The sequence below is a fragment of the Paenibacillus sp. SJS-P3 genome, from assembly GCF_056711585.1.
The window spans coordinates 569177-583383 of record NZ_CM160043.1 but is presented as its reverse complement, the minus strand read 5'-3'; the positions used below and the strand labels follow the sequence as shown (position 1 = coordinate 583383).

Below are 14207 nucleotides of genomic sequence, written 5' to 3'. Positions count from 1 at the left end.
TGCACTTAGCCCAACTTCCGCTGCCCCGCGGGGTTCGCCTGATTGCGGTTGGGGTAAGGATTGATTTAGTGGTAAAATGAAAGCATCATGCTTCGCAGAGAGAGGATGTTACGCTTGGACGATCTCATTATCCGCACGAACAGCGGCCTGGTTCAGGGAGCCCGCGATAAAGGAGTCCGATTCTGGAAGGGGATCCCGTTCGCGGAGCCGCCCGTCGGAGCCAGACGATTCCGCAAGCCGCTGCCCGCGCAGCCTTGGGAAGGAACGCGCACGGCTGTCGAGCCCGGGCCGCTGGCGCCGCAGCCGGTCGATCCGTCCGGCGGAAGCTTCCGGCTCGTGCGAACGGCCATTCCGCAATCCGAGGATTGCCTGAACGTCAACGTGTGGGCGCCGCAGGAACCTTCGGCCAAGCCGCTGCCGGTCATGGTCTGGATCCACGGCGGTTCGTTCGTCACGGGCGGCGGCGGACTGCCGATCTACGACGGCGCCGAGCTGGCCCGCAGAGGCGGCCTCGTCGTCGTCACGATCAGCTATCGTCTTGGCGCTCTCGGCTTCCTGCATCTGTCTCCTTACGCCGACGGTTCGGATGGGGATGACGGCTACGTATCCAACGCCGGCCTGCTCGACCAGATCGCCGCGCTGGAGTGGGTGCAGTGCAACATCGCCGCTTTCGGCGGAGATCCGGCCCAGGTGACCGTGTTCGGCGAATCCGCAGGCAGCATGAGCATCGCCGCCCTGCTGGCCATGCCTGCTGCGAAAAGACTGTTCCGGAGAGCCATCCTGCAGAGCGGCGCCTCCCAGGCGCTTCCGGAGCAGCAAGGCTCGGTGCTCGCCGGAGCTTACCTGCAGATGCTGGGCATCGGGCCTGGCGAGCTGGACCGGCTGGCGGACATCCCGACGTCCGAGCTGACGCGAGCGGCGGACAAGCTGAAGCGGGCTGCCGGAGAATCCGCCGTCATGCTGTTTCAGCCGGTCGTCGACGGCAAGACTTTGCCGGAGTTCCCTCAGAGCTTGATCGAGGCAGGCTCCGCCGAGGGCGTCGATATTCTCATCGGCGTCAACCGCGATGAAGGCGCCTTGTTCATTCCGCCCGGCATGCCGCTCCTCTCCGACGAGAAGAACGCGCAAGCCTATGTCGCTGTGACGGGCGCGCCGGAGGCGGCGGAGTGGACGCGCGGTTATCCGAGGACGACCGAAGGCCAGCAGCAGCTCATGACGGATCTTTTCTTCTGGCGCTCCTCCCTGCTGCTGGCGGACGCACAGCTCCCGTATGCTCCCGTTTGGATGTACCGGTACGATTTCACCGTAGAAGGACATGAAGTGTTTGCAAAAGCCTTTCACGCGGCGGAGATTCCGTTCGTGTTCAACCATCTGGACCTGCTCCAGAACGCCGGCCTTGAAGTGAGCGGGAGCATGCGCGCCATGGCGGAGCGGGTTCAGGACGCCTGGATCGCGTTCGCCCGTACCGGCAATCCGTCGACCGCCGAGCTTGATTGGCCGGCTTATGAGGCCTCTCGGCGCGCGACGATGATCTTCGACACGGACAGCCGGGTGGAGCTCGATCCGGACGCGGAGAAGCGGCGGCGGCTGACGGGCGGGAACTAGCGCGCGATATGAATACGCGCCTGCTCCTGACCGGGGCAGCCGGCTCGGTACGGAAATGCGACTTTGACCGGCGAGTTCAGCCGCTCAAGGCGCAGGCGGCGGCTGCACGGTCCATCCAGCAAGCGGAAACCAGGCGGCAAGCCGATTGGCCCTGGCCTGCATCAAAACGAAAGCACCATGGAAGGAGACTCCTGGCGGAATACCTCCTTATTCATGGCGCTTTTTTTTCATCTGCCTTTCGGCCTGCGCAAGAGATCGCTGCAGCAGAGAAACTTCGAAGCTTTTGAAGCCTTGGCTGGGTACCGTTGTGCCGTTCCGATTCCAATACTTAAAGAACGAGCTTCCCGATCACGCCGTCCTCGAGAACAAACACTCCTTCACCCTCCGTCCTTTCCAGCCCGCCATTGCGGAAGTACAGGCCGCAGTCCTCATCCAGGCCGTAATGGGCGCGATAATCGGGATATCTGTCCGCTGAGGCCAGAAGCTGCTTCTCCTCCTGCCATTGGGAAAAATGAACGGCAATGGAGATTCCATGAACCAGACCGAGTCCCCTCCGGTCCTGATAAGCCGAAGCCTCGTTATCCTTCGCCGAGATCAGGCAGCGGTCCGGACTGAGCAGCGCGCCCGCCGAAAATCCCGCCACCGGAATGCCGGCCTCATGCCTGGCGGCGACAACCGATCCAATCCCCGTCTCGACGATATAATCGGCATATCGGTTCGTATCTCCGCCCCCGATGATGATGCCGCTGCTGGCGCGGAGAGCTTCCATGGCTTCGGACTCCGGCGTCGTCGGAAGCGGCAGGTAGCGGAACTGCGCCACTCCCCGCTCTTCCAAAGCCTTTGTATAGCGAGGCATATACTCCTCCCATCCCGGTCGATCCACGCACAGGATGCTTACGAGTCCGTCAGCTCCACCGGCCAGCTCTGCGAACCGCGCGGCCAGCTCCGGCGAGAACGGCGGCCCTCCCCCGAACAAAAACAAATGAGTTTCCATTTCAGTCCTACGTCCCCTCAATAAATGTAGCGGTTCAAAAATTCGTTGCGGAATTTGCCTGAGGGATCGTACCGCAGCAGCAGCCGGCGGAAATCAGCGAGCTTCTCGTAAAGGGGCTGAACCTCGCCGGGCGGCAGCGCGAACAGCTTGGCCCAGTGCGGACGCGCCCCGAGCGGGCGCAGCGCCTCTTCGATGACGGGCAGCACGCGGCCGACCGCCTCCATGTCTTGCTTCCAAGTGAAATGGATGCCGACCGAATCCTGTCCGAAGCAAGGACTCATCCAGAGCCGATCCGCGGCAATCGTGCGAACTTCGGAAATGTACAGCAGCGGCGCAATCAGATCCCGGAGACCGTCGATCGCGCGCAAAGCCTCGATAGCCTTGTCCCGCGGCACGAAATACTCGCTTTGCAGCTCTTCGCCGACGCTTGGGGTGAAGTCCATGCGGAAATGAGGCAGCCGCTCATGCCAAGGACCAGCGACGCCCATCTGCTCGCTGCAGACGGCGCCGGAATGTCCCGGCACCGGATGGCGGTTGCCGGATGCAGCAGCCGCATCATGAAAGAAGCCTTCCGGCTGGTCCGAGGACACCGGATCCCCGACGCGGCGCTTTAGCCACACCTGATTGAACGAGGACTCCTTCCAATCCGTGAACAGGCTGACGCTGTAGCATTCCGACAAGATCGCTTCGACGTTCCGCTCCAGCTGTTCCAGCGGCAGCTGCTCGTACACATGCTGGGTCATCTCGAAGGCTGGAACGATATCCAGCGTGACCTTCGTGACGACGCCCAAGCCGCCAAGCCCGACGACCGCTCCGTGAAACTCCTCGGCATCCGGCATGTCGCGGGAGAGCGTCACGATCTCTCCGTCGGCAGCGACGACCTCCAGCGCATGGACGGCGGCAGCCAGATTTCCATTGAGGACACCCGAGCCGTGCGTTGCCGTGGCGATCGCGCCTGCAACCGTGATATGCGGCAGCGACGCCAGATTGTGCAGCGCAAAGCCCCTCTCATGGAGATAGCGGGCCAAATCCCCGTACCGGATGCCGCCTTCGACGGCGACCTTCCGGTTCGCGGAGTCGAGCTCGACGACCCGGTCCAGCTTTTGCAGCGAGATCAGGCTCCCGGCCGTATCCGCGATGCCGTTGAACGAATGCCGCGAGCCCAGCACCTTGATCCGGGAACTTCGAGACACCCGTTCCTGTATATCCGACACCCTATCGGGGACCAGAATCTCCGTTGCTCCGTACTTGTAATTGCCTGCCCAGTTGCGCTCGTTGACCATCCTCCTGCTCACCCTTCCTCTCATAGCCGATGCCTGTACCGTGTACTTCTGGCTCCATGCCAAAAATCCCTACTTGCACTCGGCAGCCTTCAATTCTAACCCCTCGTCTTTGCAACAGTTCCAGCTTTTGTCCATACACTCTGCAATATCCGGCTACTTGCCGTTGATGGCGTTCATTAGAGCAAAACGCCCCTTTTATTTTTTTCATGTTTCCTCAGTTAATTGTCAAATGCTAATTTGAATTGGCCATGCAAAATTATATGTTACATGAATTTCCAATCTTCTTTATCCAAGATTAGCCTTTCTTCTCAAAGCCTCTGCCTAATTTCGTCTAGCAGCTCCAGTATGGTTCATATGCGATATCAGGATAAGGTTGCTTCGAATGATATGCCTCATACAATTTATTTGCATATTATTTATATGAGTCGCCATTTAATGATAGTCGCAATGACGGACTGAATCAGGGTCTTCTTGATATACCTTGGCTGATATAGTATCAAGAAGAAATGGACGTTTTCAGAAAGTACCAAATAAGGATTGTCCTCCAACTGGTCAATTCTGTAACGATTGACTTGTCCCCTGCTACGTACCGTTTTTTGATGAACATTTTTCACGTGAAGTGATAGTAGCTGATTTTTATTGTAGATGTGTACTAATTCCCAAATTGCGTGAAGGCAAAAAGAAGACGTTCTAGCCGTCTGAGCTTGCCTTACGGCTATCTAGTTTAAGGCTCTGTTTCCTTGCCGTTGTTTTGCGTTCTTTACCTCTTCCGCCGCTACTCATTTGGCTTGGCGAAAGCCCTTCATACTTGGCTAATTTATCAGCACCAGCAAAGCGTGATATGTCTCCTATTTCCGCAACGGTAGCCGAAGCAGTAATGTAATCTATACCTGTGAACGTGTTCAATTTGAAGTCTAGCTTTTCCATGATTTCACGAATGTTGTCCTCTACATCGTTCATTTCACGGTGAACGTCACGAATCTGGTTTACATGACTTCGAACGAGGAAATCACGGTATTCCTGTCCATTCCCTTTGTATTTCCATCTGCTTGGACACTTTCTTGGATTAGTGTAGCTTTCCGAACATACGTTATTGCCGTTCTTTCACAGGAACTCTGCCAATGCTTCCAGTGTCACGCCCAATCCTTCCTAAGAAGATGCGATTATACCTTTTCGCCCTCTCTATCGGGACAGGGTATTGTACAGTTGCGGCTCATATTAGAAAAATCGCTAGAAAGCGAAGATAACAAAATACAGGTCAATCATGGTGGTATCTGACCATAATCAACCTGTATCATGTAACTGCATTGCATTATTTAGGTATACTTTCTCAAGCATGGATGTGCGTACAAGGAATTAAAGAAGTTCTTATACTGGTATTACATGAATTACGCATGATTGGACTCAGCCGCCCGATTCATTCGGCACTGGGTGGGGGTAAAAGAAAGACCCTGAGGATTGTAGCCCCCAAGGTCTTATACACTAATGTAATTCCTTTTTTAACCTGACTATTCTTTCTAACTCATAGGAATAATCACAATCGGAACTAAACGTATCAGTCATGCAGGAGAAAAACTGTTCTGCACCTTGAACTAGTGCTATCAGAAAATCATTTCTAGGTAATACATAATTTGTGACTTCGCTTCCTTCAATTGAGAATAGAAGTAATTCTTTAGTTGTTGGACGGAGAATAATTTTGACGGGTTGGTCAGGGAAATATATGCTTCCCTCTCCTTTTTGAAGCACTTCTTCAATTAAATTAATAACGTACGCCCATAATTGGTCGACCAAGTCCCAATACCTCATATCCAACATACTATCGCCGTAATACTTTAGACAAATTGCCCCGTTAAGATACTGGAAATCAAGATTCTTATATATTTCTTTTAATCCTGACGAATTAGTGATTTCGACAAAATAGTTCTGAGGATTTCTAACTACATCGCTTAAATCAGTAATTTTACATTGTGGTTTCATCAAATATGAATCAACTTGAAACATCGTATCACCCTTACGGAGTATAAAATTGACCTACACGCCCATTGTTTAACCCAAGTACATAGTCCTTGCCGTTGTAAGTACCCGTGATTTGATACATCCCTTTAGTCCCTTTACTCGCAAGGATGTCTCTATTTTGGGACATAACTGATTTAATGGCGCTCGTAATATCGTCAATTGACATACTTGCATCAAAAAACGATTGTTGTGCCTTTACTGAGCCATCCCAGTAATTCGGATGGTGACGCTCTAGAATATATTTCATTCCTGACTTATCAAGCAGGAAAGTATTACTACCAAACTTCATTTGACTACTTTGAAAATTCGATAATGCATTTACAACAGTATGAGGTGCTACCCCACAAGCATTATGTGTCCAAATCCCAAGGTTTGAGACAAAATACGTATGGAAATCCTTCACCTTGAAATTGTAAACCGTAGCATGCCCCTGCTTAACCTCAATCTTCTCAATAGCTAATTCTTTGCCATCGGAGGTTGTCAGAACATCGCCCACCACAAGGTTCTTGGATTCCACCCAACCTTTGCCGATAATCCAAAACGGATGCTCATCGGTAGTTGTAATGACTTCGCCGCCAACAGTAATATTATACGTTTCCTCTACATCACGTTGGAAGAGCCATTCGACTTCTTTATAAGCTATCTTGCCTGTCTCATCATCCTTGGAAAGTACCTTATCCCCTACCTCGATTTCCTCGATAGGTTTCTCCCCTTCGTTAGTTAGAACCTTGATTCAGGGAATAAAGAAGGTGGCAACCATTTCAGCTACCACCATTGTATCATTAGCTTGCCACCCGTTCAGGTACAGCGTCAAGTCGGTATTCGGTTTTGTTCTTCAACATACTATAAAGAATAGTGACAAGCCTTCTCATAATGCAGATGATTGCCTGTTTCTTCTTTTTACCTTCTCCCAATCGTTTCTCTTAGTATTCACGGAATATAGGATTGAGCGGCTTACTGGAAGTTCTAGCGGTATGTACTTGCCTTACTGCTAGCCCCCACAGAATCTTGTTCAACGCTCGATTTCCTTGCCGTTGATTGCGGTCTTTACCTCTGCCGCCGCTGCTCATTTGGCTTGGTGTAAGCCCTGCATACTTAGCTAGCTTGTCAGCACTCGTAAAACGGCTAATATCTCCGATTTCAGCTACGATAGCCGAAGCGGTAACGTCATCAATACCAGTAAAGGTGTTCAGCTTGAAGTCTAGCTTCTGCATTATGTGGCGGATATTGTCCTCCACATCGTTCATCTCACGCTGAACGTCACGAATTTGGTTCACATGACTGCGAACAAGGAAATCCCGATATTCCTGCCCGTTCCGCTTCGTATTCCCATCAGCTTGAACACTCTCAAGGATTAAAGCAGCTTTCTTGGTCGAACACACATTACGGCTGTTCTTCCGCAAGAACTCTGCCAACGCTTCGACTTTCACGCCCTCCAATAGATACGGTGAAGGGTACTCGTGCCATACCGCTAGTGCTGTTTGCCCATCCACTTCCGAGAAGAACTTATTGTAACTCGGATAGTTGTAACTTAACTGCGTATGTAGCTGATTCTTGAGCATGACGAGGGTATCTCGCAAGCTATACCGCCGCATGACTAGCTGTTTTAGAATCCAGTAGTCGTCTTGTGGGTGGGCATTTGGCAATCTATCCAGTTCATCAAGCAGTAGCTTGGCAATGTTCTCTGCATCCCAACTATCGTGCTTCTCCGTCATGGCATAGCTTTTACGCTTCCAGTTAGATAAAGCAGCGTTGACTTCTTTGACCAGGAAATGATTCTCGACTAGATAAACAGCTAATGACCTTCCATAACCGCCCACGTCCTCAAGTCCGAATACAACTGTCATGCCTTCTTGAACATGCTTCTTGACCTTATTGACCACCGCAGGGAAAGCCGATGGTTTGTTCTCGAACTCAATGACCTCTAGCTTCTCATTCCAACAGTTAATGACAACTGCGGTATGCGTCCGCTTATGTAAATCAACGCCAACATAGATAAACTGCTCTTTACGATGTCTCATTTCGAGTGTCCCCCTTAGCCTTTATAGCGTTTAGGGAAAAAGAATAGCCGCATCGTCTGTTTAGTATTCGCCCGAAGGCGTACATTGAAGGGTAAGCGTGTCTATTCTTCCTCTATAAACGCTATAAAATGGCTTGATGTAGTCCTGTTGCTGTAATGCCGCCGTACTGATACTGACCTTCGTAGAACTCCCTGCGGTCTAGTATCCGTTTAACCTGTACTTTCGTAAACTGCTTGCCTTGCTGTGTCGTAAAGCCTTCTTGGTTCAGTTGAAATGAAATTTCGGATAACGTCCAATTCGGGTTCTGTTCCCGTATGTCAAAGAGCCGTTTTACTGCTTGAGCTTGCTTGTCATTCACTTCTATTGTCTTATGACCTTTACGGGCTTTGTAACCAAACGCCGCCCGTCCTCCTGCATAGCCGCCCTGTTGGGCTTTCTTGTTACGCCCTCTGCCTAGCTTGAGGGCGATTTCTAGCCGCTGATACTGGTCGAGCAATTCCATAAGACCGTTGATAAGAAAATCGCTTGGGTCTATCTTATGGATGGAATAAGTCGGCTGTTCGATACTTTTCACATCCACGCCGTACTTCTTGAACTCCCGATGAACCAAAACCTTTACGATGTCAGACCGCCATAAACGGCTTGTATTAAGCACGACAACAGCGTCATAGGTTCGTGTAGATAGGGCGGCTAACATGCTCTGAAAGCTGATTCTGTCCACTTCAAGAGCATCCTCATCCACCTTTGCCCCACTGATACCTTCATCCGTAAAGATGTCCTGCAAGTTCGATCCTTGTTCCTGACAAAAGGAGCGGATTTCATCCTGTTGGTACGCTAAACTGTAACCGTCTTTGGCTTGTCCGCTCGTTGATACTCTGACATAACCGATGACATTCATGCTGTTCCCTCCCCCTCCGTTACGATAATCACAATTTATGTAACGGTATTCCGTATCACTCTTCTATTATAGAACGGTACACCGTTGCAGACAATAGTTTTTCAGTGATATGATGGAGAAAATCACAACTTTGTAACGGTATTGCGTTACTTGGAGGTTCACTATGCCAGTCCGATTACGCCTTAGAGAAATCCTAGAACAACGGAACATTAGTCAACGGGAACTTGCACGAAGAATGAATATCCGCTCAAGCACAGTAAGCCACCTTTGCTCCGATAAAGTTAATGCTGCTTACTTCGATACATTGGAGCAAATTTGCAAAACACTCGACATTCAGCTTCATGAACTGATATTCATGGAGGATGAGTAATACTAAAGTGCAACTGGTACTTTGCTCACCACGCCGCCCAGTATGGCACATGGTATCGTTATGACATCCTCCCACTGTTCTTCCGCTAGTCTATCGAAGTCCAAAGTAGGACGTTGCCGCATTTGCTTCTCGATTCCCCTGCGGTAATACCCCGTTACTTGTTTCTGTTCCAGTTCGCCGCTCATCAATCCATTGATTCTTTGTTGCAGTTTCGGTTTCATCTGCTCAAGTCCAACGACTTGGGAACACAGATAAAGCCTATTGAATTGGGGCGGAAACTGGACTAGAACGCTCATCGGGATTTTCTCATCAGGCTTATACACGATTTCAAACCTCGTTAATTCGCTTTCGATTCTCACCCCACGCCTTTGTAGCAATTCCATCTTCTTGTCATACACTCGGCAGTATCCTGCTACTTGCCGCTGATGTCGCTTGTTGGAGTAGAACGTCCCCTTCCTCTTCTTCATATTCCGCCCCGTCAGAGACAGGACGAACATTTCAGTCAAGGGCAGCGGAATGTCGAATGCTACATCAGAGCGAACATAGAGTATTTCTGTTGCATGATTTCCAATCTCTGAAATCCAAGACTGGAAGTGAATCAAAGAGTCAGGAGGACATTCTAGCCGAAGCGTATGCTTCCTACCTAGACGGGCATAAACAAGCTGATACGAAAGATACGCCCAATACTTACCCTCCCTGACTCGAACACGGTACTTGAATCCCTTGTCCTTAACATAAAACGCAGCGTTGTAGTTTTCACAAAGCCGCTGACGAAGCGGATTGAAGAACCTCCAATACACGTTCGTAAAGTCAACTACAATGCGGTCAATCGAAACCTTTACTTCATTCATTGCTTAGCCCCCTGCGGAAATTTTTAACGAATTTCCGTCTATAATTAGAGGGCAAGGTGGCTAGCCTTCACGTTGCCTTACCTGTATATATCAACAGGCACGTTACCAGATTGTTCTCTCACAATAACCATCGCTCTATATTGCCAGTTAGTTGCGGACTAAATTGATAATTGACTGCTTTCCCACACACTATAAAAGTCGGTCTATGTATCTGAATAGTTGCGATTATTCTTTCTCGTCCTCCCTATCGTGTCGGTAATGCTATTTGTTCCGGATTTATTTGCATTTGCTCTTTGTTTCAGAAAAACGGGAGAAAACGAAGATAAGGAAATTCGGACTGTATACGATGGTAACTGATGATTTTGAGGTACAAACGAGGTCAGAAGATAACTGAAAAGGGGTATAAAATTCAAGCTAACTGAAAGAAATTGTGCGTACAGGGGTTTTGAGAATATCTCATACGGGGATATTGGACGTTAAGTTCATCATGTCTTAGCGGCCCGATTCATTCGGCACTGGGTGGGGTACAAAAAAAGCCTTAGAGGGAATTATCCTCCAAGGACTTATCAAGAAAATATTTTATCTATTCGACTTCGGTCATAATCTAATATCCAGTTATTATATTTCTCATAAACTGCTCTTAGCGTCCTTGTATCATCTGCTACAACATCCATACCTCTGTCATCGTAGAGATAAAATATGGATTTTTTCGTTTCATTGACCAAAAAGATATCTCCAACGATGCGCGGCTCGTATCCCATCTCTCGATTTGCAATTGCACCCAGTAATTCTTCGACCTTCAAATCTTTCACTTTAACCTTTGTGCAATATCGCAACGTAATAGTATCGTCGTCGCCATTTTCATCCGGGTCTTTATAGCGAAACTCTTGCTCTAGCTTGTCAATATCTTCATTTCTGACTCCAGACGCATACGCGAGAAAAAGTTCATAAACATCCTTCTCAAAAGAAGCCACCGGATTTTCATCCCAACTATCAACAAAAACTGTTAGATATACTTCATCAGTTCGCTGATTAAACTCGTTAAATATGGACAATGCCCTATGAATTACTCTTTCGACCCTACTACGCTCATTAAGATTGCCCCCTAGTTCAAATCTAATTGCAATTTCAGAACTGTAAAAAAGGGGGCTTTTTAATTGAAGCCTTGGAAATGTACTAGATAAAAACTCATCTAACTGTTTATTATAACCCATTCATACACCGCCCATGATATGTGTATGACGGAAGGGGGGGGAGATTCCCCCTCCCTCCACCAAATGCATTAATTCAGTTTGATTACAGTACCAGTCTGACTCTTGTGCTTATCTGTAATCCAGTTGCCGTACTCATCTGCATCTGCCTTCCAATGGAGTTCTTTACCTTTCTTTTCAAAAACCTTGTAAGCAGAGCAACCATGACCAGTTGTATCTTTCGCCCACCAGTACCCATTACTGTCTTGATAGGCTTTCACTTTTTGTCCGTGGAAATTATAAGTCAACTCTGCTTTCGCATTTGTTTTAATATCCCATTTCGTGGTTGTATTAGGTGTACTACAAGCATTATGAGTCCAAATACCAAGGTTTGAGACAAAATACGTATGGAAATCCTTCACCTTGAAATTGTAAACCGTAGCATGCCCCTGCTTAACCTCAATCTTCTCAATAGCTAATTCTTTGCCATCGGAGGTTGTCAGAACATCGCCCACCACAAGGTTCTTGGATTCCACCCAACCTTTGCCGATAATCCAAAACGGATGCTCATCGGTAGTTGTAATGACCTCGCCGCCAACAGTAATATTATACGTTTCCTTAACATCACGTTGGAAGAGCCATTCGACTTCCTTGTAAGCCATCTCGCCTGTCTCATCGTCTTTGGCTAGTACTTTGTCACCTACCTCGATTTCCTCGATAGGTTTCTCCCCTTCGTCTGTCAGCACCTTAGTCCCAGCTACAAAACAGTGACATGCGTTTTTTACAGTTGTTACTGCTTCGACAACTTTTTTCTCGTTTTTAACAGCACTTACCGCTATTTCTCCCGCTTTTGCAACATAAGATCCGGGTACGAATGGTACGAGCGCTGCCGTTACATCCCAAGCCAAATACCCCGTATTAGACCAACTTGGATCTTTATAAAGAGAATATGCGCTCCAACCAATACTAGCGACATCCAATAAAGTCTCAAACACATGCCCTGAAGGATCCACGCGAGTAAGTGGATTATTCTCTACGTACGTATACAAATTAAGACTTAACGGATTGATTATTTTCCCTTGATAGGGATCCTCATTAATAAATCTCCCCACGCTCGGATCATACCAGCGTGCCCTCAGATACTGTAACCCAGCACTGGAATCCCAGTATTCACCAGAATACAGGAATGGATTTGATTTCGTTTCTTTACTGGAGATGAGTCCGCCCCAAATATCGTACTGATACTGGTTTTGACTGGTGTTCCCCGTACTATCTCTAAGCTCCGTCACATCTCCGTGTCCATTCAGTAGATAGTAAGATTTCCCTTGGGAGTCTTGCCTTGCAATGAGTTCGTTTCCACGAATATACTGCACAGGGGCCGAGTCGACTCCATTTACGCGGCTGACTTCAGCAATAATTTGATTCTCATCATAATAGTAGTTAGCACATTTCCTGCATAGTCGTAGGAAGAAGAACTTGCTTTTTCGAATCCGTTCCCACGATTAACTTCCATGCCTACGATCTGGCCGCCAGCATTATAGGTTTCACGTATCTGAACGTTTGTAGCATCGGTTTTAATCTGTGTCCGGTTTATGGCATCATAGCTTATTTTAGAGGTGCCGCCGCCGTTCGGATAATCGACTTGAATCACACGACCCAATTTATCGTAGTTGTAGACGGTTTGTTTTGCGTTTGCATCTTCAATCCATTTCACTCGTCCAAGTCCATCGTAACCACTCTTTTGCGTTACACGATACGTGCCATCCTGGATTCCTTCTTCAATTTTCTGTCCAATGGAATCCCACTTCACCACTTGGCTTACCCCTGTTTCATCCGACAGAGTGGCCTGATTAGCAGCATCATTGTAATCCACTGAAGCAGCGGCATTATCTGGATAAATAACAAGAGTAAGGCGGCCAAGCACATCATAGTTATACTTTGTCTGATAACCGTTCCCATCGGTATACGAGACCATTCTTCCGCTTTGCGGGTCATAGTCCGCTTTCGTTTCAATGGTCTCCACAACGTCTTTGGCATTCTTCACCTGAACCGTTTGTTTCGTCAGGAATCCGTTGTTATATCCATATTCGTTTTGGTAGACCGTGTCCTTCGTATCATCGCTAATAATCAGTTTACCTATGTTTCCAAAACTGTCGATGCCCCCGTACTGGGTTCTGGTTAATAAAGCTCCATCTTGATTTTTGGATCGCACTTCCGTGATGGTTCCTTTATCATTTCGGTCAATTTCTGTAATCAAGCTTTGCCTTGAATCGGTTTGCTGAGTGACGGTTTTCAATAAATGAAGGCCATCATCATACGCATATCGGGTCGTGCTTCCAAGAGCATCTGTGCTCGTGACGATGTTCCCATAATCATCAAAGCTTCTCGAGGTGACAACAGGAGAAGAAGACTGATAACCTTTGGTGGTCACTTGAGTCGTTTCAATAGGTTCAGTTATTTTTCGAGCTTCATCATATTTAAAGGTAGTGGTGGTGCGCTCATCATCGGCGGAGGTCGTAATGCTATTTCCATAAAAGACCGACGGGGTGGATTCGCTAAATATTTTCCGGTAATCATATACCGTGGTACTTTCTGTGTTGGACACCGTTGCACCAAAGTTGGCAATGTTCTGTCCATATACAAAAAATCTTGCGCATCCCCCCACCATCCGCTATACTGGGAAAAATTTAATTGCGACAAGCGATGAACGGGGAAGTACCCGGCCGCGCCTGCATGCAGAGAGCCGGGAGGGTGGGAACCGGCTGCGGCAGGCCGGGGAAACGGTCCCGCGAGCTGGTGCCCGAACTCCGCCTTGCGGCGGACGCGTAGGCGCGCCCGGACTGGCCGATACCCTGCCGAGTTGCCTCCTGCCTGCAGGTCCATGCTCTCCGACCGGGAGCGTGTCCTGCCTACAGGAGGCCGACAAGAGTGGCACCGCGGATCCGACAAGGCCTCCGTCTCTTTTGAGACGGGGGCTTT

The 14207-nt window shown here is 48.9% G+C and carries 12 protein-coding genes and 1 pseudogene; 2 read left to right on the top strand and 11 right to left on the bottom strand.

What is annotated here, in order from left to right; genetic code table 11:
• The first annotated feature begins 114 nt into the window (after positions 1-114).
• Positions 115-1605 (top strand): carboxylesterase/lipase family protein, encoded by a 1491-nt coding sequence (locus AC06G8_RS02635; RefSeq protein WP_447663677.1) that lies wholly within the window; start codon positions 115-117, stop codon positions 1603-1605.
• 328 nt (positions 1606-1933) lie between these two features.
• On the opposite strand, the gene AC06G8_RS02630 is transcribed toward AC06G8_RS02635, so the two are convergent.
• From AC06G8_RS02630 to AC06G8_RS02600, 7 genes and pseudogenes are all read right to left on the bottom strand, one after another.
• Positions 1934-2599 (bottom strand): Type 1 glutamine amidotransferase-like domain-containing protein, encoded by a 666-nt coding sequence (locus AC06G8_RS02630; RefSeq protein ID WP_447663676.1) that lies wholly within the window; start codon positions 2597-2599, stop codon positions 1934-1936.
• A 17-nt stretch (positions 2600-2616) separates the two neighbouring features.
• Positions 2617-3882 (bottom strand): FAD-binding protein, encoded by a 1266-nt coding sequence (locus AC06G8_RS02625; RefSeq protein WP_447663675.1) that lies wholly within the window; start codon positions 3880-3882, stop codon positions 2617-2619.
• Positions 3883-4572: 690 nt separating this feature from the next.
• On the bottom strand, positions 4573-4842 hold the full coding sequence (locus tag AC06G8_RS02620; protein ID WP_447663674.1) for a transposase: 270 nt from the start codon (positions 4840-4842) through the stop codon (positions 4573-4575).
• A gap of 522 nt (positions 4843-5364) precedes the next feature.
• Positions 5365-5883 carry a hypothetical protein gene (locus AC06G8_RS02615; RefSeq protein WP_447663673.1) on the bottom strand — a complete coding sequence of 173 codons (519 nt, stop codon included), beginning with the start codon at positions 5881-5883 and terminating at the stop codon, positions 5365-5367.
• A gap of 10 nt (positions 5884-5893) precedes the next feature.
• A complete protein-coding gene (locus AC06G8_RS02610) occupies positions 5894-6631 on the bottom strand; it encodes a polymorphic toxin-type HINT domain-containing protein (protein WP_447663707.1) in 738 nt (245 codons plus the stop codon).
• Positions 6632-6680: 49 nt separating this feature from the next.
• A pseudogene (locus tag AC06G8_RS02605) lies at positions 6681-7919 on the bottom strand (IS110 family RNA-guided transposase).
• A 121-nt stretch (positions 7920-8040) separates the two neighbouring features.
• A complete protein-coding gene (locus AC06G8_RS02600) occupies positions 8041-8817 on the bottom strand; it encodes a recombinase family protein (protein WP_447663671.1) in 777 nt (258 codons plus the stop codon).
• Positions 8818-8980: 163 nt separating this feature from the next.
• On the opposite strand from AC06G8_RS02600, the gene AC06G8_RS02595 reads away from it, so the two are divergent.
• Positions 8981-9187, top strand: a complete 207-nt coding sequence (locus AC06G8_RS02595) for a helix-turn-helix domain-containing protein (RefSeq protein WP_447663670.1) — start codon at positions 8981-8983, stop codon at positions 9185-9187.
• A gap of 2 nt (positions 9188-9189) precedes the next feature.
• On the opposite strand, the gene AC06G8_RS02590 is transcribed toward AC06G8_RS02595, so the two are convergent.
• The 4 genes from AC06G8_RS02590 to AC06G8_RS02575 all read right to left on the bottom strand — a co-directional run bounded on the left by AC06G8_RS02590 (position 9190) and on the right by AC06G8_RS02575 (position 13833).
• Positions 9190-10038 carry a replication initiation factor family protein gene (locus tag AC06G8_RS02590; RefSeq protein ID WP_447663668.1) on the bottom strand — a complete coding sequence of 283 codons (849 nt, stop codon included), beginning with the start codon at positions 10036-10038 and terminating at the stop codon, positions 9190-9192.
• Positions 10039-10604: 566 nt separating this feature from the next.
• Positions 10605-11252, bottom strand: a complete 648-nt coding sequence (locus tag AC06G8_RS02585) for a DUF3885 domain-containing protein (RefSeq protein WP_447663667.1) — start codon at positions 11250-11252, stop codon at positions 10605-10607.
• A 68-nt stretch (positions 11253-11320) separates the two neighbouring features.
• On the bottom strand, positions 11321-12517 hold the full coding sequence (locus AC06G8_RS02580) for a polymorphic toxin-type HINT domain-containing protein (protein ID WP_447663665.1): 1197 nt from the start codon (positions 12515-12517) through the stop codon (positions 11321-11323).
• A gap of 104 nt (positions 12518-12621) precedes the next feature.
• Complete coding sequence (locus AC06G8_RS02575; RefSeq protein WP_447663663.1) at positions 12622-13833, bottom strand: hypothetical protein; 1212 nt, start codon at positions 13831-13833, stop codon at positions 12622-12624.
• Between the last annotated feature and the right edge of the window lie 374 nt (positions 13834-14207).